Annotated in this window: 25 protein-coding genes and 1 pseudogene; 4 read left to right on the top strand and 22 right to left on the bottom strand. The window is 31.1% G+C overall.

Features of this window, described 5'->3' with window-relative positions:
* Nucleotides 1-181: 181 nt before the first annotated feature.
* Nucleotides 182-1,867 (top strand): M3 family oligoendopeptidase, encoded by a 1,686-nt coding sequence (locus ACLUJM_RS08200; protein ID WP_294685521.1) that lies wholly within the window; start codon nucleotides 182-184, stop codon nucleotides 1,865-1,867.
* A gap of 100 nt (nucleotides 1,868-1,967) precedes the next feature.
* Nucleotides 1,968-2,273, top strand: a complete 306-nt coding sequence (locus ACLUJM_RS08195) for a hypothetical protein (protein ID WP_094224385.1) — start codon at nucleotides 1,968-1,970, stop codon at nucleotides 2,271-2,273.
* 30 nt (nucleotides 2,274-2,303) lie between these two features.
* On the opposite strand, the gene radA is transcribed toward ACLUJM_RS08195, so the two are convergent.
* From radA to ACLUJM_RS08095, 20 genes and pseudogenes are all read right to left on the bottom strand, one after another.
* The gene (gene radA / locus ACLUJM_RS08190) at nucleotides 2,304-3,665 is read right to left on the bottom strand and encodes a DNA repair protein RadA (RefSeq protein WP_294685519.1); all 1,362 of its coding nucleotides are present in this window, start codon (nucleotides 3,663-3,665) and stop codon (nucleotides 2,304-2,306) included.
* Nucleotide 3,666: 1 nt separating this feature from the next.
* The gene (locus ACLUJM_RS08185; protein WP_412412610.1) at nucleotides 3,667-6,087 is read right to left on the bottom strand and encodes an ATP-dependent Clp protease ATP-binding subunit; all 2,421 of its coding nucleotides are present in this window, start codon (nucleotides 6,085-6,087) and stop codon (nucleotides 3,667-3,669) included.
* Nucleotides 6,084-7,079 carry an ATP--guanido phosphotransferase gene (locus tag ACLUJM_RS08180; protein WP_412412609.1) on the bottom strand — a complete coding sequence of 332 codons (996 nt, stop codon included), beginning with the start codon at nucleotides 7,077-7,079 and terminating at the stop codon, nucleotides 6,084-6,086. The genes ACLUJM_RS08185 and ACLUJM_RS08180 overlap by 4 nt, the downstream gene beginning before the upstream one ends.
* Nucleotides 7,072-7,671 carry a hypothetical protein gene (locus ACLUJM_RS08175; protein ID WP_412412608.1) on the bottom strand — a complete coding sequence of 200 codons (600 nt, stop codon included), beginning with the start codon at nucleotides 7,669-7,671 and terminating at the stop codon, nucleotides 7,072-7,074. Before ACLUJM_RS08175 ends, ACLUJM_RS08180 begins: the two co-directional genes overlap by 8 nt.
* Nucleotides 7,672-7,681: 10 nt before the next feature.
* Nucleotides 7,682-8,143 carry a CtsR family transcriptional regulator gene (locus ACLUJM_RS08170; protein ID WP_002840604.1) on the bottom strand — a complete coding sequence of 154 codons (462 nt, stop codon included), beginning with the start codon at nucleotides 8,141-8,143 and terminating at the stop codon, nucleotides 7,682-7,684.
* 158 nt (nucleotides 8,144-8,301) lie between these two features.
* On the bottom strand, nucleotides 8,302-9,198 hold the full coding sequence (locus ACLUJM_RS08165) for a type I restriction endonuclease subunit R, EcoR124 family (protein WP_412412607.1): 897 nt from the start codon (nucleotides 9,196-9,198) through the stop codon (nucleotides 8,302-8,304).
* A gap of 89 nt (nucleotides 9,199-9,287) precedes the next feature.
* Nucleotides 9,288-9,770, bottom strand: a complete 483-nt coding sequence (locus ACLUJM_RS08160; protein WP_158521252.1) for a Csac_0668 family 2Fe-2S cluster-binding (seleno)protein — start codon at nucleotides 9,768-9,770, stop codon at nucleotides 9,288-9,290.
* A gap of 19 nt (nucleotides 9,771-9,789) precedes the next feature.
* Complete coding sequence (locus tag ACLUJM_RS08155) at nucleotides 9,790-10,317, bottom strand: thioredoxin family protein (RefSeq protein WP_412412606.1); 528 nt, start codon at nucleotides 10,315-10,317, stop codon at nucleotides 9,790-9,792.
* Between the two features lie 227 nt (nucleotides 10,318-10,544).
* The gene (locus tag ACLUJM_RS08150) at nucleotides 10,545-11,351 is read right to left on the bottom strand and encodes a type I restriction-modification system subunit M (protein ID WP_412412605.1); all 807 of its coding nucleotides are present in this window, start codon (nucleotides 11,349-11,351) and stop codon (nucleotides 10,545-10,547) included.
* A gap of 162 nt (nucleotides 11,352-11,513) precedes the next feature.
* The gene (locus ACLUJM_RS08145) at nucleotides 11,514-12,455 is read right to left on the bottom strand and encodes a 2-keto-3-deoxygluconate permease (RefSeq protein WP_412412604.1); all 942 of its coding nucleotides are present in this window, start codon (nucleotides 12,453-12,455) and stop codon (nucleotides 11,514-11,516) included.
* Between the two features lie 15 nt (nucleotides 12,456-12,470).
* Nucleotides 12,471-13,655, bottom strand: coding sequence for an amidohydrolase (locus tag ACLUJM_RS08140; RefSeq protein ID WP_412412603.1), 1,185 nt, complete (start codon nucleotides 13,653-13,655; stop codon nucleotides 12,471-12,473).
* A gap of 145 nt (nucleotides 13,656-13,800) precedes the next feature.
* Nucleotides 13,801-14,325 carry a helix-turn-helix domain-containing protein gene (locus ACLUJM_RS08135; protein WP_412412602.1) on the bottom strand — a complete coding sequence of 175 codons (525 nt, stop codon included), beginning with the start codon at nucleotides 14,323-14,325 and terminating at the stop codon, nucleotides 13,801-13,803.
* A gap of 553 nt (nucleotides 14,326-14,878) precedes the next feature.
* On the bottom strand, nucleotides 14,879-15,544 hold the full coding sequence (locus ACLUJM_RS08130; protein WP_265215343.1) for a hypothetical protein: 666 nt from the start codon (nucleotides 15,542-15,544) through the stop codon (nucleotides 14,879-14,881).
* A gap of 18 nt (nucleotides 15,545-15,562) precedes the next feature.
* Entirely contained in the window at nucleotides 15,563-16,231 is a 669-nt protein-coding gene (locus tag ACLUJM_RS08125) for a hypothetical protein (protein WP_412412601.1), read from the bottom strand.
* Between the two features lie 472 nt (nucleotides 16,232-16,703).
* Nucleotides 16,704-16,931 carry a helix-turn-helix domain-containing protein gene (locus ACLUJM_RS08120; RefSeq protein WP_265215403.1) on the bottom strand — a complete coding sequence of 76 codons (228 nt, stop codon included), beginning with the start codon at nucleotides 16,929-16,931 and terminating at the stop codon, nucleotides 16,704-16,706.
* 107 nt (nucleotides 16,932-17,038) lie between these two features.
* Complete coding sequence (locus ACLUJM_RS08115) at nucleotides 17,039-17,374, bottom strand: plasmid mobilization protein (protein ID WP_412412600.1); 336 nt, start codon at nucleotides 17,372-17,374, stop codon at nucleotides 17,039-17,041.
* A gap of 335 nt (nucleotides 17,375-17,709) precedes the next feature.
* Nucleotides 17,710-19,191, bottom strand: a complete 1,482-nt coding sequence (locus tag ACLUJM_RS08110; RefSeq protein WP_412412599.1) for a VapE domain-containing protein — start codon at nucleotides 19,189-19,191, stop codon at nucleotides 17,710-17,712.
* 117 nt (nucleotides 19,192-19,308) lie between these two features.
* Nucleotides 19,309-19,671: a plasmid mobilization protein gene (locus ACLUJM_RS08105; RefSeq protein ID WP_412412598.1), complete on the bottom strand. Its 363-nt coding sequence runs from the start codon at nucleotides 19,669-19,671 to the stop codon at nucleotides 19,309-19,311.
* Nucleotides 19,664-20,788, bottom strand: a pseudogene (locus tag ACLUJM_RS08100) (site-specific integrase). The gene ACLUJM_RS08105 and the pseudogene ACLUJM_RS08100 overlap by 8 nt, the downstream one beginning before the upstream one ends.
* A 1-nt stretch (nucleotide 20,789) precedes the next feature.
* Nucleotides 20,790-20,984, bottom strand: coding sequence for a hypothetical protein (locus ACLUJM_RS08095; protein ID WP_002839721.1), 195 nt, complete (start codon nucleotides 20,982-20,984; stop codon nucleotides 20,790-20,792).
* Nucleotides 20,985-21,245: 261 nt separating this feature from the next.
* Between ACLUJM_RS08095 and ACLUJM_RS08090 the strand changes: the two genes are divergently transcribed.
* Nucleotides 21,246-21,677 (top strand): helix-turn-helix domain-containing protein, encoded by a 432-nt coding sequence (locus tag ACLUJM_RS08090; RefSeq protein ID WP_412412597.1) that lies wholly within the window; start codon nucleotides 21,246-21,248, stop codon nucleotides 21,675-21,677.
* A gap of 72 nt (nucleotides 21,678-21,749) precedes the next feature.
* Nucleotides 21,750-22,616, top strand: a complete 867-nt coding sequence (locus tag ACLUJM_RS08085; RefSeq protein ID WP_126439592.1) for a hypothetical protein — start codon at nucleotides 21,750-21,752, stop codon at nucleotides 22,614-22,616.
* Between the two features lie 320 nt (nucleotides 22,617-22,936).
* Here the strand turns inward: ACLUJM_RS08085 and ACLUJM_RS08080 are convergent, their stop codons facing one another.
* Both ACLUJM_RS08080 and ACLUJM_RS08075 read right to left on the bottom strand, forming a co-directional pair.
* Nucleotides 22,937-23,530, bottom strand: coding sequence for a hypothetical protein (locus ACLUJM_RS08080; protein ID WP_412412596.1), 594 nt, complete (start codon nucleotides 23,528-23,530; stop codon nucleotides 22,937-22,939).
* A 14-nt stretch (nucleotides 23,531-23,544) separates the two neighbouring features.
* The coding region (locus ACLUJM_RS08075; RefSeq protein WP_412412595.1) for an AAA family ATPase at nucleotides 23,545-24,332 on the bottom strand (788 nt) is incomplete at its 5' end.

The raw sequence follows: 24,332 nt of genomic DNA, 5'->3' as shown, positions 1-24,332 counted from the left end.
AAATTTTAAGCTGGTGGAATCATCAGTTCAAATCTCTTACATTTTTTATATACCCACTTTTTTAAATTATCTAACACTTTTCTCTATATTATTTTATTGTTTTTTTCTTAGAAATATTTATCAACCATAAAAACATTTACATTCAATAAAAATATGATAAAATGATTTTAGAGGTGAAGAAATGAAATTTACAGAATACAAATACACTAGACCTAACTTCGAAGAAGACAAGAAAAAGGTCGAAGATTTTATCAAAAGATTTAACGATTCCACAACTTCTAAAGAACAAATCAAAATCATGGAAGAAATGGACAAATACAAGAAAACACTAAGCACTAATGTAAACCTTGCATACATTCGTCACACGATCGATACAAACGATGAATTCTACAAAGAAGAACAAGATTTCTTGGATGAATACATGCCACATTATTCAGTGCTTGACACTAAAATGTACGAAGCTATCGACAACTCCAAATTCAAAGACGAATTGGTTAAACATTTCGGACAACATTTGTTTGACTTAATAAGTTGTCAATTGATTTTTAATGAAAAAGCTGTTCCTTTTAAGCAAAAAGAAAACCAATTAACTACTAAATACAACAAATTAATAGCATCTGCTCAAATCGAATTTGACAATAAAACATTGACATTGTCACAAATGGCTCCTTACACACAATCAAAAGATCGTGATGAAAGAAAAGCTGCCACAAGAAAAATCTCAGAATTTTTCGCAGAACATGAAAAAGAAATCGACGATATTTACGATGAAATGGTTCACGTTAGAACAGATATGGCTAAAGCTTTGGGATTTGATTCATACATTGAATACCAATACAAATCATTAATGAGAACTGATTACGACAAGAATGATGTTGCAAAATACAGAGAATTTGTCAAAAAATACGTAACACCAGTTTATCTTGAATTGAGAAAGAAACAATCTAAGAGAATTGGCATTGAAGATATGAAAGCTTACGATAACAACGTAATGTTCACTGATGGTAACGCAAAACCTCACGGAGAAAAAGACTTCTTGGTAGATAACGCTAAGAAAATGTACTCTGAATTGTCACCAGAAACTAAAAAATTCTTTGATTTTATGTATGAAAGAGAATTATTCGATTTGGAAAGTAAAAAAGGTAAAGAAGGCGGAGGATATTGTACGACAATTGAAGATTATGAATCTCCGTTTATCTTCGCAAATTTCAACGGAACTACTCACGATGTCGAAGTAATGACTCACGAAGCTGGCCACGCATTCCAAGCATACACTTCAATGGACGGAAGAATTTTCGAATACATCTGGCCAACATTTGAAGCTTGTGAAATCCACTCAATGAGTATGGAATTTTTGACATGGCCATGGATGGAATTGTTCTTCGAAGAAGAAACTAACAAATTCAAATTCTCTCACTTAGATGGAGCTATCAGTTTCATTCCTTACGGTGTAACTATCGACCATTTCCAACACTTCGTATACGAAAATCCAGATGCAACAGCTGAAGAAAGAAAAGCAAAATACCACGAAATAGAATTGATGTATCGTCCAAACTTAGATTATGATGATGAATTCTTAGAAAAAGGAACTTGGTGGTACAGACAAGGTCACATCTTCAACAATCCATTCTATTACATTGATTACACATTGGCACAAGTTTGCGCATTCCAATTCTTATTGAAATCAAGAAAGAACCGTGAAGAAGCTTTCAAAGATTACCTTGAAATCTGTAAAGTTGGTGGAAGCCAATCATTCTTCGGAATAATGAAAGCTGGTAACATCAAAAACCCAATGAACGATGGAGTTCTTGAAGAAATCCTTCCACAATTATTGGAAATATTAGACGAAATAGAAAAAGAATTATAATTTTGAGAGTGGACTATGTCCACTCTTTTTTTGTATATAAGAATTGTTTTTTTTATAAAACGTTATATAACTAAATTAAATAAAAAGTTTGGAGGCTTTTATGAAACGTAGCAAATTATTTGTAATTTTTTTATGTGCTGTAATGACGTTCTCATTCACAATGTGTAAGAGTAAAACTATGTATTCTTACAATCCGTATTCTGAAAGATACGGCATTGATTCTGATGATGATTTGAAAAAGGCTATGCAGTCCATGAAAGAAAACGAAGATTATCCAATTTACAAGGATGGTCAAGAAGAATCCAAAATCCACAGACAATATCTATTGGATTTGTATGATAAAAATGATTTGTCAGCTATAAAAACCTATATTGATAACAATAAATTAATATTAGGAAAGAATTAGAAAAAGACACTCTATTTTTGTGAGTGTCTTCTAAAATATATCTGATATTACAGATCTTATACTATCAAATTGTTTGATTTCAAGATCGTATTTTTGTGTTAGATTTGTGTTTTGTGAGATGTAAACTTTTTTGTATCCCAATCTTTCGATTTCTTTTAATCTGGTTTCTATTTGTGGAACTCTTTTGATTTCTCCTGTCAATCCAACTTCTCCAATGAACACAACATCAGATGGAATTGGTTTGTTCATAAGTGATGATGCAATTGCCATTATTATGGACAAATTCACGGATTGTTCTTGGATTTTGATTCCTCCTGTGGTTTTGATGATGACATTCTTGTCGTACATATTCATTCCAGCGCGTTCTTCCAAGATAGAAATGAGCGTATTCAATTGGTCTTTACGAAGGCTATCCCCTATTCTTTGAGGATACGGAGTGAATGATTTGGACACCAATGCTTCAACTTCCACAACCAAAATTCGTGATCCTTCTTTTATTACAGAAAGCGCTGCACCATTTACATCTTTTTTTCTTTTTGTGACGAAATAATCTGACGCATCTGTGATTTCTTTTATTCCATCTTCTTGCATATTAAACAGCCCAATCTCTCCAGTTCGACCGAATCTGTTTTTCGTCGTTGTCAACAATCTCAAAGGATCGTCACTTTCACCTTCCAAATAAAGCACAGTATCCACCAAGTGTTCAAGTGTTCTGAGTCCTGCCATTTCGTCTGATTTTGTCATGTGCCCAATCATAATCGCAAGAGTTGGTTTTTCGGGATTTTTGCAGATTTCTACGATTTTATTCGCACACTCTACAGTTTGCACAGGAGAACCTGGACGTGAAGTGTATTCACGAAGCTGGAATGTTTGAATACTATCCAAGAAAATCACATCCGGTTTTATTTTGTGAATAGAATCCAAAGCGTTGTCCATGCTTGTCGTTGAAATCAACCAAATATTTTCCGGGATTTTCTCCATAGTTCTCATCGCGCGTTGTTTGATTTGAGATGTAGATTCTTCTCCAGAAATGTAGAGAACTTTTATATTTTTAGAAGCCAAATCATTTGCTAGTTCCAACAGCAAAGTCGATTTTCCAGCTCCTGGTCTTGCAGTTAGAATTGACACGGAATCTCTGACAAGTCCTCCACCAAAAACTCTGTTTAATTCAGTAATCGACGATTGAATTCTTTCCGATGAATCTATCTTTACATCGACCAATTTAACCGCTTTTGAAGATTTGCTTGAGCTTGTCGTTGTAGTATTCGATTTTTCATCTACGATTTCTTGTTCTTGCATAGAACCCCAGCTGTTACAACTGGGACATTTTCCTATCCACATGGCTTGCTCGTAGCCACAATTTTTGCACACGTATTTTGTTTTCTTTTTCATATTATTGTTTCACAGTCTTTTTGCGTCTTACATATCTTCTGAAGCTAACCTTGTCGTTAACCACAGTTATAGTTGTTTTTCTATTTTTGTCGATATCTCCGTTCAGGATCTTGTCGGCAAGTTCATTTTCAATATCCGTTCTTATAAGTCTTTCAAGAGGTCTTGCTCCGAATTTCTTGTCGTATCCTTTGTCTACAAGATAATCCAAGATTTTTTCGTCATACGAAATTATCAAATCATTCTTCGCCATTCTCTCAACCAATTCATCCATCATTAATCCAGCAATTTCTTTTATATTTTCCTTGTTCAAATTGCTAAACACGATAACATCATCTAATCTATTCATAAATTCTGGCTTGAACATCGACTTCATTGCATTGTTGATAGTTTCCTTGTTTCTGTTGTATTCATCAACTTCAACATCTTCTGTTGTATTAAACCCAATTACATTTTTGCTTTCAAGTTCAGTTGCGCCAATGTTTGATGTCATTATGATTACAGTATCTTTGAAATTTACCACGCGTCCTTTGGAATCTGTAAGTCTACCGTCGTCCAAAACTTGCAAAAGCGTGTTGAAAACATCTGGATGAGCCTTTTCGATTTCATCAAACAAAATTACAGAGTATGGTTTCGTACGCACCATATCAGTTAATTGTCCACCATCATCGTGACCAACATATCCTGGAGGAGATCCTATCAATTTTGATACGGAGTGTTTTTCCATATATTCTGTCATGTCAATTCTAATCATCGCATTTTCATCATTGAACAATTCCTTAGCAAGTTTCTTTGCCAAGTATGTTTTACCAACACCAGTTGGTCCGACAAACACAAATGATCCAATTGGCTTGTTAGGATTTTTGAGTCCGACACGTGCTCTTTTAATTGCATTAGAAATAGAATCAATGGCCTTGTCTTGTCCGATGACAACTTTTTTCAAATTATCAGCCAAGAACAAATATTTTTGTGATTCTGATTCTGTTAGCTTAGACACTGGAACTTTTGCCCAATGTGACACGATATTCGCTATTTCATCGAATCCAATTTCCAATTTGTTTTCGTCTTGGTCTTCTTCTTCCATTTCTGCTTCTACTTCCTTGATGGCATCTCTTTTTTCTGCTGCAAGTAAAAAGTCAGAATTTTGAATAGCTTCTTGTTTCTCTGCTTCTAATTCTTCTAGAATTTTCGCATAATTTTTGCCACCAGTGAAGTTTTTCACTCTAACCATCGATTGAGCTTCATCTATCAAATCTATCGCCTTGTCTGGCAAATATCTGTCGTTCAAATATCTGTGCGATAATTCAACACTCGCTTTGATTGCTTCGTCACTAATTAGAACGTGATGGTGTGATTCGTATTTGTCCTTCAATCCTTCAATAACTTGTATAGAATCCGAAACAGAAGGCTCATCTACCATGATAGTTTGAAGTCTTCTCTCAAAAGCTTGGTCCTTTTCGATAGTTTTTCTGTATTCATTGATAGTTGTAGCTCCGATTATTTGCAACTCGCCTCTCGCCAATGATGGTTTCAAAATATTTGATGCATCCAATGCGCCCTCTGCACCACCTGCGCCCATCAACGAATGAAGTTCATCTATAAATAAAATTTTGTTTTCAGAATTTGACAAAGTATCGATAACTTTTTTGATTCTTTCTTCAAAATCTCCTCTGTATTTTGTTCCAGCCAACAACGCTGCCAAATCCAATGACAAAATCTCCTTGTCCTTGAAAATATCATTAACATCGCCGTTGACAATCTTTACAGCCAAGCCTTCCACAATAGCAGTCTTTCCGACACCAGGATTTCCAATCAACACAGGGTTATTTTTCTTACGTCTAAGAAGAACTTGAATAATCCTTTCGATTTCTTCCTCACGACCGATACATGGATCGATCTTTCCTTCTTTCGCCAATTCGTTCAAATTCTTAGTGTACTTTTCAATTTCACTTGGCTTAGAAGAATTAGCTGACGAGTCGTTGACATCTCCCTGTTCTCTCTTCATCTTCATAAAGAAATATTTTCGAAGTTCCGCTGTCAATTTCATAGTATCCACGCCTGTTTTTTTCATCAAATGATTAGCGTAGTTAGAACTATCCATGCAAAGCGCTGCCATAATGTGTTCTGGAGTAATCGCCCTTTCTCCGTAAGTGTTGGACAATCCCACAGCTTGAGTGATTATTTCTTCAAGTTTCGGGCTAATTCTTTGATTAGTTTCCTTGCTGTCTCCATAACCCAACTCATCTATAATTAAATTTCTAATTTTTTCGTAATTTCCACCGTGTTTTTTCAAATATTGAGACGCCTTGAAATCAAACTTGAACATAGCAAGTAGCACATGCTCCACTCCAAGATCCGCGTGCTTCAAACTAATTGCCTCATACACAGCCTCAGTTCTTAAATTATAAATATCTGATTTTCTCAATTTTTCACCTGTCTTTCCAAAGTATCCTTGATGATTTCGCTTCTCAAAACTCCAATGTTTTGATTCAATTTATTGTTTTCGCGAAATTTTTCAAGCCTCAACTTATTTGTCTTATCGTACAAGTCCAGAATATCATCTACATTGAAACCATCGACTATACCAAAATCGATAGCTATCAGTAAATCTCCAATCCTGTTCATTCCTTCAATTTCATCCAAAACTCTTGAATATTTTAGCATCGACACACTTCTCAAAAGGTCATCCTTAAACTCAGGATTATTTTCGAATAAAATGCGTCTGTTTTCAATTTCCTTTCTAGAAATCGAATCAATCAAAAGCGTCATATCATTAATAATATATTCTGGATCTGTCAAATGCCCGTGAGTGGAAATATAATAAATCGAATTTTTCGAATTAGAACTGAAAGCTCTGTCAAACATATATCCTCTGTATCTTGCAATATCTTGAATATCGTCAATCTTGTTGAAATACTCCAAAGCCTTCAAGTTCATACACACGCTCACATCCATCATACATCCCGAATCGTAGAAATCATCTGACAAATATCCAAAATCAATATCAAAAGCAAAGTTCAATTTATCATTCAATTTTTCTTCAATATTCAGACATTTTTCGTAAATATCTCTCAAATTTTTCCCAAAATCGTAAGCAGTAATGCAAATGTGGTCATTATCTGCCAAAGTAAACACGCATTTTTTATCGCTATTTATGATAACTTCAGGAGATACATCCTCATAATAAGCACTGGAAATGTATCCTTGTTTTCTCAGATAATCTCTGTTCGTACTTTTAGTATCCTTAAAAGAATAAACGCTAGACTCCTTCAAATATCCCAAATTATTCAATTCTTTTTTAATATCTGATTTCATATCGTCACAAGAATCCGTATCTATAACCAACATAAAATTATAGTCCGACAAATTCCTTCTCAACGCCACATCAGATTTCATTACAACACTTGAATTATTCATAACATTTTTCCCTATACTCTTGTAATTTCAATTCCAAATCGTCAATCTTAATCTGAATATCGTGACACTTTTCAAACTCCTCTTTATCCATTGCTATGAAAAGCTCATCTGATAAACTATCCAACTTCTCCAAAATTTCCTTTGCCTTTTCAAAATTCTTAGGGAATTTGCCCTTGTAATATTTCGGATAACTTTTCGAATTTCTCTTATCCATGATGAAATCCCTGAAATGATCGTAACAATATTTGCAACCAATCGACGAATAATTCTTCAATTCATCAAACGGCATATTGCACACTGGACACACACTTTTATCGTCTTTTTGTTCGTTTGAAGATTGTTGTACCTTTTCAAATGGCAAATGTTCCACCACATCAGAAATTTGTTTTGCGATTTCTTCAAAAAGCTCCTTATTATCATTCAATTGTTCATCAGAATCAAACTTGAAATCTGAATTCGAAATAATCTCATTCTTCAAATTATTCATATATTCTTCATAGCAATCATGACACAAATTCACATCACGAGCACCAAAAGGTCCCACGATCTTCACTTGAATAAAAGCTGGTTTGCCACAATTATCGCAATTCATATAATCACCTCTATCTCATAAAAGCCAACAACATATTCTTCAACAAATCAGCCCTCAGAATATTCCTATCATTAAAATCCACCTTCGACAAAGTATTATCCTCCAAAGCGTGAACCATAACCAAAGCTTCCCTTTCAGTTATCAAATCCTCATCCAAAAGCATATTAATAATATTGTTCGACTTATCCTTTGTAATTCTATCTCCAATAACATTTTCGACAATCTCCTTAATCGGATTACTGTCTTTAATTGTTAATTTTATTATTTTAACATATCCACTTCCACCGCGTCTACTTTCAATATAATAACCCTTGTAAGGAGTAAATCTAGTAGTCAGAACGTAATTAATTTGCGATGGAGCGCAATTAAATTGATTGGCAAGATCATTTCTGCCTATTTCAATGAAATCATCGTCAGTGTTACTCAACAACTCCTTCAAAAAAGCTTCAATGCTGTTACTAAGCCCTGCCATACTATCACCTCTTTTGACTTTCTCTGACTAATTGAATAAAAAAATTTATCTTTCTTAAATTATACCATCTTTGACCTTTCACTTCAACAACAAAATCCTACAACATATCTAAGTTTTTGAAATTAAAAAGGAAAGCTATTAAAGCTTCCCCAATTAAATTATATTCCCACAAAAACTTCTACGATTTTTTCTATTTTTTCGAGAACAATTTGTTTTTTCTTTTCCCTTGCACCTTGTCTACGAGATGTTGGTGGCAAAATTTTATCCAATCCAGTACCAGCGTAATCAACAAAACCTTTCGCTATTGATTTGTTGATAAAATGATATGCTCCTTCTTTCAATTTTTCATCTTCAATAAGAGATTCAACCTTCTTTTCTTTTTCTTTTCTTGCGAATGAATAGAAAGTTTCCAATATATCATCATTATCTTTCAATTCTGATAATCTTGTCTTGTTGATAAAATCCATCGCCAAATCTTCCTTAGCTCTCGTTCCCAAACTGGATCTTATAACTCTACGAACTTCTGCCTTCAAGTTTTCAACATCCTCATGTTCCTTGGATTTTTCCAAAATCAAAGCCAAAATATAATCCAAATTAATCTCATCAGTCTTCAACAAATCAATTTGAAATTCTACATCAGAGAAATCAACCTGTTGTTCTTCAGAATCTCCTGAACGTCTTGAATTCACGATATTTTCTCTAATATCGACATACACGCTCTTCATATCTTGCATTAATCTGTCGGAAATAATTTTGTCGAAATTTTCAAACTCATCAAAGTTTTTCAAAATATTTTCCGATTTCAACAATTCACCAAAAAGCTGCACGAATTCTTTCTTGTCAACTTCCAAGAAAATCTCAGTTGGATCCGGGAATTTTGCAACAATTTCATTACAAATATCCTTGTATCCTCTGATTACTTTGCCAGTTTCCTCATCTGTAAAACCTTCCATATATTCTTCGTAGCTTTTTTCAAGAATAATATTTACACTGTTTTCATCGCCAAAAGTTTTTTTAGCATCTTCAGTAGCCTTTTCCAAATCTCTGAAACACACAATATTTCCAAAAGTTTTAATTCTATAGTTTTTTATTATTTTTAATTTTATTACTGTTGTGACGTACTTTATAAATTATGTGTCGCAAACTATTCTTTGCTATTTAATGCTTTATTGATGGTTTCTTGAATAAGAGGACTACAGCATTTTCCCAAAGGATTGTTAATTTCGCACTTTCCATTTTTCATTGCCCCTGTAAGTCTAATAATATCTTTAATATTCTTTGCACCATCATCTAAAACAGCATTTATAATTTGTTGCTCTGTAACATGGTTGCAATAGCATATATATTTGGGATTTGCATTCTTTTTAAACCATATAGGAACTTTTACCTCTTCCTTATAAAAAACTCTTTCATTGTTTATGTTATAATACACGACATCACAATCTTCATTCATACATAAATAGTAAGTTTCTTCATCTACAACCTTTCCCCTAAGGTTTTCTGATACCATATGCTTTACAGTTATATTCTTAACCTTTTCTCCTATTTCATAACATTTGGGGCAATTTTCTTTTTCTTCCACTGTACCAGTGGTTTTTTGTATTGAACCTCAGCAAGATTGATTTATCTTATTTTCTTGACTCACTTTATTTCCTCCTGTCTAAATAAATATTATTTCTATAGTTAATCAGGATATCTAATACCTCTTTCAATGTATCTACAATATATTCTCCCTGTCGGTATCTCCTTTTCTCTGCTATAACTCGAACTTGGTCCTTAGATTCAACCACATCTATTATTCTTTTAGGATATTGAACCCATTTCCCTATCTCCTGATATTCTTGATTCATAATAATAAATGTTGGTGTAATAACTTTTTCATTAGGCATAAACTTACTGTAACTATCTGTATCTATTACTTTAAGTTTTATATTTTCATTATTTTTTTCTAACCAATGAACTACAGGAATATTAATTATAGAATCAATACACCAGTTTTCTCCAATCGGAAGTATATTAAATTTGCTTGTTATACTACTAACCTTTTCTAAATATCTCTCTAAATTTAAATAATTTCTTATCGCATTATTAGCATAATTCTTATATCTATCCTGAGCAGTATCGTAAAATTGTTGAAAAGAAACTCCAGAGTTAAATACTTGCTTGTATTTCAAATTGTCACTTCCTCCTAAAAAAGTAAGTTACTCCATATAATTTACTTACTATTCATCTAATTAAATTTTACCCTTTGCTCTACTAAGATATTCAACTTGAACATAATTATACTGATGCGTAACTAACTATTACCTTAAATATGATTATATTAGATAATTATCAACTATTTAAGAGCTAATGTCCTTACCTCTCATGCACTGCTCACAGCAATTAGACCCTAATTACTCTAAGCAATGCACGAAATATATTTAGTTAAAGTTCCTGAAACCGTTGATTTATTAACACAAACTGCACTCATCACTATTATGACACGTTCCCCACATCTCGGATCATATACCTTTTTAATGCTTGTTTTGCCGTCCATTACAAGCTTTGCCAAAAACTTTGACACTGTTTGGGGAGTGAAGAATTCTCCACCAGATTTTCCTGCATTACTTGCATAGTTGGATGTCAAATATTCGTATGCATCTCCGAATGCGTCGATGTCGTTGTTTTCAAATTTGCCGAAATTAATTTTGTCAATTCCAGTTAGTATGTCACATAATCTTTTGTTCTTCTCAGCTACCGTTGCTCCTAGTTTGTTTCTTGTTGTATCAACGTCTTCGAATAATCCTTTGATGTCATCTTCTGATGGATATCCTATCGCACTTGATTCGATTGATTTGAAAATATTTGCCAAGTCTGTGTTCAAATTTTCGTTAGTGCGTGCTGTTTTTACGACGTTTTTGAATAATTGACTTTGTAATATGAAAAATCCTTTTTCTTCTACAGTATCCGGTCTGAAATCTGTTTCTGCTTCTTCATCTGTTATTTCTGCATAATCGAATGATTCATCTCCAGCTTCGTGTTCAACTTTGTTGAAAAATTCTGTGATGTTTTCTGAGATAAATCTGTAGAATAAAATTCCCAATATGTATTGTTTGAAGTCCCATCCGTCAACAGCACCTCTGACATCATCTGCAATCGCCCAAATTTTTCTGTGAAGCTCCGCTCTTTGTGCTGATTCGTTATTCTCATTTGATACTACTGACATTTTCATCTCTCCTATTTATGTTAATTTTTTATTATGCTTTATAAAATTTACGTAATTTTTCATTTTAATTATAACATATAATTAATTGACTATATTGTGTTTAATCTTTATTTTCTTGCAATAAAAAACCAACACATTTTTAAAAATGCGTTGGCTTTTGTGTTATTTATTCTCTTCTTTTTGTTTTTCTCCAGTGTACAATTTGTTACACAAGAATGGTGAAACGAACGATGAAATTATTACGCCGAATGTTACTATGGCTGCTGCTCTTGGTGCATAAACTGTTAGTGAAGGATCATTTGCTGCCATTATCATTGGAATACTTGCGGATAATCCTGCAATTGTGGACAATCCACCTGCAGATACCCCGTCTCTCTTCAATACTTTTCTTTCTACAAATAGCATTGGTAAGAATATCAAGATGTAATAAATTACTGCCATTATTACTCCCGAGAATCCTGCTTTGACTGCTTCAAATAAATCGATGCTATTACCAACAGACCAACCTAGAGCAAATATCATGAAAGGCATTCCTGTTGAGATGAATTTGCCCAAATCTTTGTCGATATTTCCTATTGCAACTCCCAAAACCAATGGAATTACCAATGAAACTATTGACATGTAATCGACATTTGTCGGTTGGGAAATTCCAAAAATAAGCATAGCTATTGCCGGTGTTGCAAAAAGCGAAATGAATCCGAATGCTGACATGTCAACTTCATCTCCACAATCTTCCATAATCGCTAAGAACAATGAAGGATTTAGCGATGTAATTGTACAGATAAATCCTATCAAACTTATTCCCAAGATTCCTTTCATTCCGAAAAATTTGAAGAACAATATTGTGAATAATGCGGCTACTGCTGTTCTTACTAAAATTAATAGTCCGTAGATTTTGATTACACTTTTGATACTGCTTAATTTTACTGTACAACCAGATATAAATATCGTCGCTCCCAATATGAACCCCAGACTTGATGGGCCGAAAAACGATTCAGTTACTCCGCCGATTTTGAATAAATCTGGGAAAAATGTATGGATTAATGCCGATATCATCATCGGCACTAATAATGTTCCACCAGGGATTTTTTTAATTATTTTCATTTTAAAATCCCCCTATTATTTTTCGTTTAAATATTTCAATGCAACTGCACCCATGGCTTTTGCTGCAATGATCATAGAATCTTCATTTATTGTGAATTTTGGATGGTGATGTGGATATGCTTTGCCATCTGGCTTTGCACCAATATAGAAGAAACTTGCCGGAATTACTTGTGAATAATACGAGAAGTCTTCTGATTGTGCTTGTGGACCGCAATCTTCAACGCCAACAACTTCAGGAATATTTGCCTCTTTTACAGCATCAACTACAAGTTGTGTCATCTCATCGTCATTCATCAACACTGGATAATCATTTTTATAATCCAATTCGATTTCACAACTATATGCCTTGGCCAATCCTTCGCAAATATTTCTAACTTCTTGTTCTATAAGTACTCTTGCATCATCAGACATGCATCTAACGTCTCCTTCAAGAGTTACTGAGTCTTTGATTATATTAAATTGACCCTTACCATCGAATGAACCAATAGTCACAACACCTGGAGTCATTGGGTTTAATCTTCTGGAAACTATAGTTTGCAAACTCATAACCAAATTACTAGCGATAACGATAGCATCATTTGCTTCGTGAGGTGCAGCGCCATGTCCACCAGTTCCCTTTACAGTAGAAACGAATTTCGCACGAGCTTGTTGTGTAGGACCCTTGTGGTAATAAACTTTACCAAAATCCAATTGACTCATAACGTGACAACCGAAAATATTATCAACGCCATCCAAAACTCCGTCCTTGATCATAAAACTTGATCCTCCTGGTGGCATTTCTTCAGCTGGTTGATGGATAATTACGATTTTACCTGAAAAATCATCCTTCATTTCAACCAAACAATCTGCCAAAGTCATCATATATGCAGTGTGTGCATCGTGACCACAAGCATGCATTACTCCCTTGTTTTCTGATGCATAATCAATGCCAGTATCTTCTGTGATTGGAAGTGCATCAAAATCAGCCCTCAAAGCTACAGTCTTTCCTGGCTTTCCAGAATCAATCGTAACCTTTATTCCATATCCACCAACATTTTTTTCAACCTTAACATCTTTGTTGTTTTCGTAGTGTTTGTAAATATATTCACTAGTTTCCTTTTCTTCATAAGATAACTCTGGATGTTGATGAAGCCATCTTCTATCATTGAACATTTCATCTTTCTTTGAATCAATCAAAGAAAATAATTTTTCATAATTCATTTATAATTCCCCCTTTCATAGTAGTATATATACCCCCTTTCGAAGAAAAGTTATCCATTTTTAAAATATAAATTTTTAAAATGAAATAAGAAAAAGCCAAGTATTTCTACTCGGCCTATTCTTGTTCAAAAAATATTTTATTATATCATGCTAACATTGTTTTTAATTTCTTATTAAAAATATAGGCACAAATTGTACCTATCACAAAAATTAATGGTGCAACTCTCACAAATCCCCATTCGAAACTCTGCAATATGAATTTCATTACCATTGTGTTTGAATCTTTCATGTCCCATTGTAAATAGCTACTTTTCATAAAAAATAACACAAAAAACACTACTACAATTAGAACATCGATTGCGATAAAAATATTTCTATAAATCGTAATCTTCTTTTGTTTGTTTTCATAAAATTTAAGATTAATTTCTTCGAGTTTCTCAGATATTTTATCTAATTCTGTTTGTTGTGTTTCTTCTACATTTTCACCTAATAGTATACTGACCGATGTGTGTAAAATTTCCGATAACTTAATTAAAGAATCAGAATCAGGAACCGACAAACCTCTCTCCCATTTTGAAACTGTCTGTCTAACAACGTGCATTTTATTTGCTAATTGTTCTTGTGATAATCCATTTTGTTTTCTAAGTGATTTAATATTTTCATTCAACATTTTTATCCCTTCTTTCTATGCAACAATGATACATTAATTCATGCGTTGCCACAAGAAACTAAAGTTAACATTACAAAAAACCCATGATTTTCAACCTGAAGTAAAATATATCGTGATATCAATTAAAAACAAATGTTATATTGATTTACTATATCATATATGACCATGTTGTTTTATAAATCGCATTTATTCCATTTTTTATTTACTTTGCTATTAAAAAAGGACAAGCTTATATAGCTTATCCTTTGATTCAAAATAATTTTCTAGGAAAAATGGATGAAATGGGCGAAGTACAGGAAGTGCCGTAATAAGGCGTACAACAAGTACGCCGCAATGAGGTGCTTTCGAAACAAGCCTAGTTCGCCATTTTTACCGCAAATTTATTCCCATTCTTCTTTTCCAAACGTCCGATATATCCCAAACCATTCAAAATACAAGATTCTATTTTTTGTAGTACCACTAAATCCATCTAATTATAGGACGTTTTCAAATTTTTAGTCCCGTCCCAGTCCCAGTACCAGTACCGACTTTATAATTTGTTTTAAAATTCATATTATTTATCTTTCATATCTTCAATCAGCTGTTTTATAAAGTTTAAAATTTCTTCGTTAGTCATCGTGCTAAAAATGACTATTGAACCAGAGTCAGAAATACTAAAACTAACATCATCTCCATCGTATGGATATGTTACTGCAATTGCACTAAGTTCACCCGCATCTAACATAGTACGATATAATTCAGTATCAGTGACATTATTTCCTGATAAACTACTACCATTAATAGTTTCTATCGTTAGTCTTCTAAATTGTGTTCTTTTTACATTTGTTGACTCACTTATAATATCTTGTAAATCTATTATATGTTTTTCAGAACTAGTTCCATAGTAGTTATTAAATTGGTTGTTTATTATTTCTGCACTTTTTTTATTTGCTAGTACCAAAAATATACCGTTTTTAAAGTTAAGAAATGCCTCATAAGTTGAGGTTATAATTACCTCAGATATTTCTTGTTCTCCTATTCTACCTTCAATAGCAAAGGGTTCTTCCATTCTTATATGGCACCTTATATAATCTTGTATCTTTTCGTTGAAAAATAGTTGAAATTCCAAACTTTCTTCTTTGTCATTAATAGTTTCTTTTCTTGATGTTTTAATATTTTTTAAGTCTTCATCTTTATATTCTTTTTCTACCACCGGCTCAAATATTGTTAATGATTGCATATTAATACCTCCTTAAAATTACATAGCTAAAATAATATTGGCAACATCTCTCAAATCATTAAAATCATCAGTTACATAACTTGCTTGATTCATATTAATTTGAATATCTTCCTCATTATCTAATTCAGAAGTGAATACTGAAGTAGATAAAATCATATAAAAATGCTTTATTTTATTAATCCCTACTTTAGTAATTGATTTATTTATGAAAGGATTACTTTTGTTAAAATTTGAAGAAAAACAATATCTTTTATTTTTAATACCATTATTATCCAATATATTTTTAATAATCAATTGTATTGTTTTTACATTTTTGCATGCCATTTTATATGTTGAATTGGAATTCTTTATAAAAATAGTGTTTACAAATTCTTCATATGGAAATTCCGATTTTTCAATTTTAACAATTAAATTATCCAACTGATAGACTTCTTTTCTTTTAGATGAACTAATATTTTTAAATTCATGAGATGTTTCTTTTTTGAAATATTCTTTTATTTCTTTTATATTGTCAAATTGTCCATCAAAATCAAAAACAATGTTGAAATTAACATCTTTTTTCCTTTTAAAAATTCTATTAATGAATATAAAAAACCTTAATTTATTATAATAAAAGAAAGAAAATATCCCAATAATATAACCTATAGCTGGAATAATAATTCCAAATACATTTTGTAAAAATTCCATAAACCCTCCTTATGCTTAACAATGCTTTAAAAATAAAAATATAAGACTCTTCCATCTTTTATAATCTGTGGCATAAAAAATATGAACCAAAACCTATTTTTTTATATATAAATTTAAGCTTCATCATACTTTAAGTTCTGAATTGTTTATAATAAAACTAAATTATTAACTTATATAAATGCATTAATTAAATTATTGTTTCTCATAGATTTTACTCCTAGCCTTACAATTCTAGTATGAGATTAACTAGAGTCACTCTATAATTGACAAGATGATCGTCCAATTATCTAACCACATTAAGCAAAATTCACCCTATGGTATTCCATATATCACCTTTTACCAAGTTTGATTTATTATTTTTTTATATATTTCCCAAATAATCCTATTGAATTTATTGACTATGACAACCTAATAGGAGCCTTTTTAAATTCTAAATGAAGCTCACTTACTTCAGAAAATACATTAATCAATTTTATCTTTTTATCTCATTTGCTTCGAACTCTACACATTCCATTATATCCGAAATATCACAATCCAATGTATTACATATTCTTAAAAGCACATCCGTGGTAACATTTTGCCCATTTTTTATTTTGTAAAATGTACTTTTGCTTATTTGTGATTTATCCATAAGGTCAGTACTTTTCATTTCTAAGTCTATAAGTTTTTTAAACAATTTTTTATAACTAAATTTGAGCATGAGATATTCGAAACAACTCCCTATATTTATCTATATTGTCATAATTATACCATTAAAACAATTCTTTTAATAGGCTTTTATTCTCTTATCTCGAACTAGCTCTAAAATTATTTACTTAATAACAAGGAATGTATATCCCATATTTCTGTTGCCAATTTTTCTATTTTTTCTCTCATATAATCTATATCTTTCTTGTAAATAACACCAGTTGTATTAGTAGCTTTTGCGATCTGGTTTATGTTATTTGTTACATTTGAAAGTAACCATTGAAGATCTCTAAATGGTTCTAGGTCTACAATATAAATTTCTTTTTCTAATACGCATTTCCTAAGAAAGTGGGACATAGTTTTGCAATTAGCAAGTTTCATTTTCTTTTCAAAGATTTCTTTTTCTTCGTCTGTTAAATATATTTTAAGTTGATTTTTTCTTGTTCTATTATCCATATATTTCTCCTTTGCTCGTATCTTTTGGGGTCTTAGGGTTCTCCCTAACAAGGTAAAATCGTAAAATTAGATAGCCTTATAAGCTGTTGATTTTTTGATTTTTTCGTAAGTGGGTACTCAATTACTGTGCTTGCTATTAATAACAAGTCATTAATTTTATTTTCCATAATTTTTCAAATAGGAATTAATAAGTGTAACTGTAACTTATAAAATAAAAACTTCCAAAATTAGGCGAGCTTGTTTTAAGAGTCTGTGACAACCCCTTATTATCAAGCCATTAATTTATGTAATCCTAATTTAAGAAGATTTATAACGATTGGTTACAGGTTACAAAGTTACATTTGTATCTTTACTTGATTTGCAGTATCTATTTCTAATTGATTTTCTTTTTTCCATTCTTCAGGCAACAAATTCTTATCAACTTCTATAAAGTCATTTTTGTTTTCTATTTTCTTTTCATAATATAGTTTTACAGGAATTGAGACTCCACTTGGTGATATTCTCTTAGTCTTTGATGACCTAACTGGAATCCATTCTTGGAAATAATTATCCATAATCTCTGAAAAAGATTTTGATTTTATTTGGTAACCTTGCATGGTTAGTTCTTTGAAACAAGTTATATTTGGATCTGAACTTTTTGGCTTATATTCTTCTAGGAAATACCTAATGTCTTCCACATCTGGGTTAAGATATTTGAATTTTTCTTGTTCCTTATACAAGTCTTTTAAAAGATTTTTTGGTATAGTCCATGCGTGAGTTTTGTTTTTAAAGATTTCATATCCCAATGCTAGAGCCTGATTAAAATCTTCTCTTATACTAGATATATATTCTTTATCCGAGAGTTTTTCCTTATTATTTTTATCTGGATATATTGTCCTTACTCTTTTATTCGAGTTACATTCAACAGGTAAATATCTTCTTTCTCCAGTATGATCATTAAGAAAAGTTCTTTCGTTTAATGTACCTATAAAGATACAAGTCCTAGGCACGTCTGTTGCATATTTTTCGTAGGGTATTCTTATCCTATCGCTTAATTTTGATAAAAAAGATTTAGCTTCATTAGCCGATTTTGCATTTCTTAAAGCAACGAATTCTTCGATTTCAACGACAGTTTTACCCATAAGGTTCATGACGGCATCCTTACCTTGAATGTTTTCTATTGTGCAAAACCAATCGTCTGTTATGGACAAGTATCTTGCAAAAGTCGATTTTCCTATACCTTGCCCAACAACTAAAACAATCATCTCATCAAACTTAGCTCCTGGATTAAAAATTCTTTTTATCATGCCCAATATCATATGTTCCATTATCCAATTATTAAGCTCTGTATCATCTGCTCCTAAATACCTTGGTAATAGTTTTCTAATTGCATTTTTATCTCCATTCCATTTTAAATTTTGAAGATATTGCTTTGGCGGACTCACTTCATATTGGTGAGCTACAAAACGAATAGCTTCCCACATTTTATTGGCATTATAATTAATTCCAAAGTGTTTTTCTATCTCTAAGCCTAGTCTATTATTTAAAGAATCATCCCAAAGTCGTATTTGATTTTCCTTTATATTTCTTTCTCCAATAATTTTCCCCTGGAATTTTATTTCATTTGTAAATTTATCAAAGAATATTTGTCCATCAATGATTTTTTGATTTTGACAATATTTAGGATTTAAAATAGCTGTTACAATATTTCCAGTAATTTGTCTAACTGTCCCTTTATCCGTAGTTTGTAAGTCTAAAAAGGCGTAAGTCTGATCTATTTCTGGGAATTTTAATTTAATATCTGTCATAAGCCTTACTCCTCTTCTTTTTACAACCATCTAATCTCTTTATTGTTTTATATGTGTTTTTCATTTTATCCTCCTATCTGGTATAAATAAGACTCCTGTGGTAAAATGAACTTGTCTAGAGAACACTTCTCACAGGAGTGTATGCCTTTACTCTTTGTAGTAGGGGCTTTTTTCTTTTTTGATTTCTTCATATATTTCTAAAATATAAATTAAAATATCAGCTTCATCGTCATTAAGTTTGCCGAACTTTTTAATAACTTTTGCTAATCGAAATATTTCCTTGGCTATATTATCAGAAAGTCTGTAATCACTTACTAACTTAACTTCATGATTTAATAACATTTGTAGAAAATAATCTTGTTTTTTAAGTCCACTTATTGAAATCTTTTTGTTTATTAGATCATATTCTTCCTCAGAGACTCTGAAATTTAAAATGCGATTTCTTTTTCTATTTTTGTCTTTATTTCTCATTTTTTTAGAAATTTCATCTAATGAATGTCTTCTAAACATCTTTCTCGTCCTCTTCTAATAAATCTTTCCAATCATTTGCCTTATTATTTCTTACTTGCGTTAAAGACATAGCCATTTCTTTTTGTTTGCTAGGGAAAAGATGAGCATACCTATAGGTGATATCAATCGATTCATATCCCACCCTATCAGCTATTGCAGTTGCAGAAAATCCAAGTTCAATTAAGAGAGAAACGTGAGAATGCCTTAAATCATGTATTCTAATTCTCTTTACTTGAGATTTCTTAGATCCCCTATCCATTTCATGGTGTAGGTAACTCTTGGAGAAATTAAATATTAAGTCTTTTGGTTTTAACTTATAAAAACTATCTATATACTCTTTAATCTCTTCAGTTAGAAATTCAGGCATAACTATTGTCCTTATGCTTTTTTTAGTCTTAGGAGCAGTTATTACATTTTTCCCATCAATTCTTTGTAAAGATTCATCAATTTTTAATGTATGCCTTTCAAAATCAAATTTCTCTTTTGTTAAGGCTAATAATTCTCCCATTCTAAGACCACACCAATATAAAAGTTCAAAAGCATAGAATGATTCAGGTTTATCTTTAATAGCTTCTATAAATCTTTCATATTCATCTTGAGTCCAAAATAGCATTTCATCAGCTTCTTTTTCTCCCATAGATCCAACATCACGAGCAACATTAGTTTTTAAATTGTAGTACCTACAAGCATGATTTAAGATACTGGATAACTGGGCATGAATAGTTCTCAAATAAGTAGGAGAGTACTTTTTCCCATTCTTATCCTTAATCTTCATAAGCTCATTTTGCCATTGAATGATGGTTACATTATTAATCTCATTAAGCATTAAATCACCAATATATGGCAGTATTTTTTGATTTGCAATTGCTTCTTTTGTCCTCCAAGTATTTTCTCTTATTCTTGGTTTTCTATCCCTCTTATAAAGTTCAAAAAACTCCCTAAAGCTCATCTCAATTGATTCAGAATGTTGATTTAAGAATTCTTATTCCCATTTTATAGCTTCTTTTTTTGTTAAAAATCCACGTTTTTTCTTAGTTAATTTTTCTCCTTTCCAGTTGGTGTAATTAAATTTACAAAACCAAGTCTTGTTCCCGCTTTCATATCTAAATGCTGGCACTTTAAACCTCCTTTGCATTTGTTGGTTTATAGCAATACTTTTCCATAAAGTATTCTCTATTTACCTTTCCTCTTTGCACACGATAACCTAATTTAAGTAGATCTTGATTCATATCGTTTATTATCTGATATGCTGTTGTCCTACTTACATCAAGAAATTCTTGTACATCTTTTGCATTCATAAAAATACCTTTCATAATGTCCTCCTTTTATAGTTTGTAAGGTTCTACATCCACAAAAGGGCGAGCATTAATTTTTATATCTTACATTATCCGTTCAATATCGAACGGTATGTATATATAATAACAGTTCATATTTGTTCTGTCAAGTTTTTTCTATTTATTTTTTCCTAAAATATTCAGTTGTTTGCAGATATTTGTAACAGAACAGTTTTGTTGAGCTTTTGTTCGTTTTGTGATAAAATATTTATAGTTATTGTGAAATAAGGAGGAGTAAGTTTGATTTCTGGAGAAAAATTAAAAAAGTTAAGACTTATGCGAAACTTAACTCAAAAAGAACTTGCCATTAAGTCTGGTTTGACAGATGCTGCTATAAGAAATTACGAGCTTGGAAATAGATCCCCGAGTAAAGAACAATTACAAAAAATATCTGAAGCACTTGATTGTGATATATCAGCATTAATTAATCATGAACCTAATTCTATTTTTGAAATAATGCATATAATTTTTGATTATGAAAAAGACATGAAGTTTAGACCATTAGCGGGAGATGGAGAAGTCACAGGACTTTTATCAAATGATGTAGACTTCAATAATTTTCTTATAGAATGGAATGAAATGAGAAAAAAGCATTACAATGATGAAATAACAGACGAGGAATTTGAAGATTGGAAGTTATCTTACCCTAAAAAATCAAGATTTTTAAAATAAAAATAATAAATCTAGAATATAAGATAAATAACATGAAAACCATACAATTTATAGGAAAGGTGATTTAAAGTAGTGAATAAAATAGAAAAGAATAAGCTTACAATACCAATCTATCTTAATACTAAAATAGTTTTTGATATGTTAGCTACAATTGAGGATGGCTTTGCAGATGTTAAAAATGTTCAAACTTCAAAAAATAAAAATCAAGTAAATGATATAGAATCAAATATAGGCACTAACAATCTATTTGCGTTTTTGAATATAGGAGTTCGTGGAAATCATAAAGGTACGTCAAATGATGGTGAAACTATTATTGAAGAAAGAACCCACACTCCAGTTTCTTTGTTCCAGCAACTAAAAGAACAATTGGAGAATGCAAAGTTTATTAATCGTGACATTAATAACTTAAATATTGGAGATTTTGTTGAAGTTCAAGGAACTCTGAAAAACAATCCAGTTATTGATATGTTATCTGGATTCAAAGAAATTATAACTTTAGCAAACTTATTTACTGATAACAATCCTAAAAATAATAAAAACAGAAAAGAAAATGTGTTGACAGATAAGAGGCTAAACTCCCAAATAGATGGTTTAATTAAAGGGCTTCAAGCAGATGGAAAAAAAGATATAATTTGTGAAGCAGATAAAATTAATATAATCCTTCCAACAGATGAAAATTACTTTTTAAATAATAATATGAGTGAAGTTACCGATGGAAACTATAAAATATTAGGAAAAGTTATTAAAGTTTGTATGGATGACGGGGAGATAAGCCTACTTAGAAATACAGTTTTTTCTAAGCTCCAATTAGATAAAATGAAAGAATTTCAAGAATTTTTTTCTGATCCATCTTTAGATCAATTCGTTGGTGAAGGCGGAATTAAAACTGTAATAAGTGCACCAGTTATTATGGTAATACCTATTGCAATATACATTTAGCTTTAAAAATTTTAATTAAATGAAATTACGTTAATTTGACCCTTCTCTAGAGAAAAGAATCATTAAATTTAACGCAAAAAGACCGCAGCTTGAAACTACGGTCTAGTTTTTATCTGAATTTAAACCACTTAGAACTATTGTTCTATTTTTTCTTTTTGAGTTGCAATATTATTTGAAAAAGTAGATATTTTGCATCCTATATATGGCTTGTATTTAAATATTTATTAAAAATTTTTTATTACTAATACCAAATGTGATGAGTTATTTTATTTTAAATGCTACAAATAAAATCTATTTTATGAGCATGTTGAACGAAAAGATTATTTAATTAAATTTTTTCTGGCTATTGACACGCAGTAATCAAAATATAGACCCAAATTAGAACTTTTACACTTTTTATTTAACTTTTCTGCAAACTCTTCTGCCATATGGATATCTAAATCTCCTTTATTAGTCGGAAAAATTTTAATATAACCTTTAACCTTTTCTTTTTTGTTTATATTTATGCCTAAATCATGTATAGTTTTTTCTAAATTAGGGGCATTATATATAGGCACAATATATTCATACAATATATGTCCATTAAACATAGACTTATTTTTAAACTGTTCAGCTTTTTCTTGAGTGCAGTCATCTAAATCCATAATGATGAAGAGCTTAAAATTAACTAACCTTTTATTCTTAGAATCGTATGATATATCATATTTTTCAGAAAAATCTTTTAAACTCATATTAAATTTTGTAGAATTTAGTTCTTGCAAGACACTATTTACTTGTATGCTATGTCTTCCTCTATCTTTAGCATGTATTTCATGTTTTATTTTAAGGTTTGATTTTACAGAACTACACATTAATAATTCAGACTTTCCATGAACAATTGACATGACATTTAATTTTGTAGGTTTTCTTTTCATAATTATAACCTACTCTATTTTAAATCTTCCCTAAACTGATCAACCAGCTCATTAAAATCCAAATATCCAACATTAGGAATTCCAGAATAATCACCTCTAAGATATTTCAATCTTATATTATTATTTTTTTGAGTCCTAAAATCAAAATTATCAATTGGCAAAATACTTTTTCTTCCCAAAGCATCGCTGACTAATATATAAATATTCTCTTGAGGTAACATTTCCATCAAATACGTACTATGTGTAGTTGCAATAAATTGCACATTTTCAATGTTGTTAAAGGCGTCAAATAAAGATGATATAACTTCATATATTAGTAAATCATGAATTCCATTCTCCATTTCATCAATAATAACAGTATTTCCTAATATGGCTAAAAAAATAAACTTTATGACATCTAACAGTTGCTGAGTTCCTGTAGATTCAAGATTAAAAGGTATTGATTTTACATCATCATCTACGAGTTTTGAAAAATATAATTCGTATCTAAATTTATTATCAATAGGTGTAAAAACATAAAAAACTTTTTTTACATCAGAGTATAACTGTGTAAAAACTTCATTCAAAAATTTTTCCATTGATAATAATTCCTTATTATTTTTTTCGGTTATTGTACCCTCTTCAAGATTCGACAAAATTTTTGTAGGTATTGCCATCCTTCCAATACTTGATTTTGCATTTTTACATTGCAATGAGATTTTCTTCATCCAGTTAAAAACATCTATAAGATTAGGGCTTAAAGAATTATTAATAAAGTCATTATTTTTAATTTGAATCTCATTAAAAATAATACTCATGAATG

It is taken from the genome of Finegoldia sp. (genome assembly GCF_046991905.1).
In the GTDB taxonomy this organism is placed as follows: Bacteria; Bacillota; Clostridia; order Tissierellales; family Peptoniphilaceae; genus Finegoldia.
Note: the sequence above shows the minus strand (reverse complement) of the source record. Positions and strands in the feature narration are given on the sequence as shown.

What these genes read in the sequence shown, in the direction of transcription:
- ACLUJM_RS08200 (WP_294685521.1), top strand. Translation starts at nt 182, where the DNA reads ATGAAATTTACAGAATACAAATACACTAGACCTAACTTCGAAGAAGAC.
- ACLUJM_RS08195 (WP_094224385.1), top strand. Translation starts at nt 1,968, where the DNA reads ATGAAACGTAGCAAATTATTTGTAATTTTTTTATGTGCTGTAATGACG.
- radA (WP_294685519.1), bottom strand. Translation starts at nt 3,665, where the DNA reads ATGAAAAAGAAAACAAAATACGTGTGCAAAAATTGTGGCTACGAGCAA.
- ACLUJM_RS08180 (WP_412412609.1), bottom strand. Translation starts at nt 7,079, where the DNA reads ATGAATAATTCAAGTGTTGTAATGAAATCTGATGTGGCGTTGAGAAGG.
- ACLUJM_RS08175 (WP_412412608.1), bottom strand. Translation starts at nt 7,671, where the DNA reads ATGAATTGCGATAATTGTGGCAAACCAGCTTTTATTCAAGTGAAGATC.
- ACLUJM_RS08170 (WP_002840604.1), bottom strand. Translation starts at nt 8,143, where the DNA reads ATGGCAGGGCTTAGTAACAGCATTGAAGCTTTTTTGAAGGAGTTGTTG.
- ACLUJM_RS08150 (WP_412412605.1), bottom strand. Translation starts at nt 11,351, where the DNA reads ATGTCAGTAGTATCAAATGAGAATAACGAATCAGCACAAAGAGCGGAG.
- ACLUJM_RS08145 (WP_412412604.1), bottom strand. Translation starts at nt 12,455, where the DNA reads ATGAAAATAATTAAAAAAATCCCTGGTGGAACATTATTAGTGCCGATG.
- ACLUJM_RS08140 (WP_412412603.1), bottom strand. Translation starts at nt 13,655, where the DNA reads ATGAATTATGAAAAATTATTTTCTTTGATTGATTCAAAGAAAGATGAA.
- ACLUJM_RS08135 (WP_412412602.1), bottom strand. Translation starts at nt 14,325, where the DNA reads ATGTTGAATGAAAATATTAAATCACTTAGAAAACAAAATGGATTATCA.
- ACLUJM_RS08130 (WP_265215343.1), bottom strand. Translation starts at nt 15,544, where the DNA reads ATGCAATCATTAACAATATTTGAGCCGGTGGTAGAAAAAGAATATAAA.
- ACLUJM_RS08125 (WP_412412601.1), bottom strand. Translation starts at nt 16,231, where the DNA reads ATGGAATTTTTACAAAATGTATTTGGAATTATTATTCCAGCTATAGGT.
- ACLUJM_RS08120 (WP_265215403.1), bottom strand. Translation starts at nt 16,931, where the DNA reads ATGCTCAAATTTAGTTATAAAAAATTGTTTAAAAAACTTATAGACTTA.
- ACLUJM_RS08115 (WP_412412600.1), bottom strand. Translation starts at nt 17,374, where the DNA reads ATGGATAATAGAACAAGAAAAAATCAACTTAAAATATATTTAACAGAC.
- ACLUJM_RS08110 (WP_412412599.1), bottom strand. Translation starts at nt 19,191, where the DNA reads ATGGTTGTAAAAAGAAGAGGAGTAAGGCTTATGACAGATATTAAATTA.
- ACLUJM_RS08105 (WP_412412598.1), bottom strand. Translation starts at nt 19,671, where the DNA reads ATGTTTAGAAGACATTCATTAGATGAAATTTCTAAAAAAATGAGAAAT.
- ACLUJM_RS08095 (WP_002839721.1), bottom strand. Translation starts at nt 20,984, where the DNA reads ATGAAAGGTATTTTTATGAATGCAAAAGATGTACAAGAATTTCTTGAT.
- ACLUJM_RS08080 (WP_412412596.1), bottom strand. Translation starts at nt 23,530, where the DNA reads ATGAAAAGAAAACCTACAAAATTAAATGTCATGTCAATTGTTCATGGA.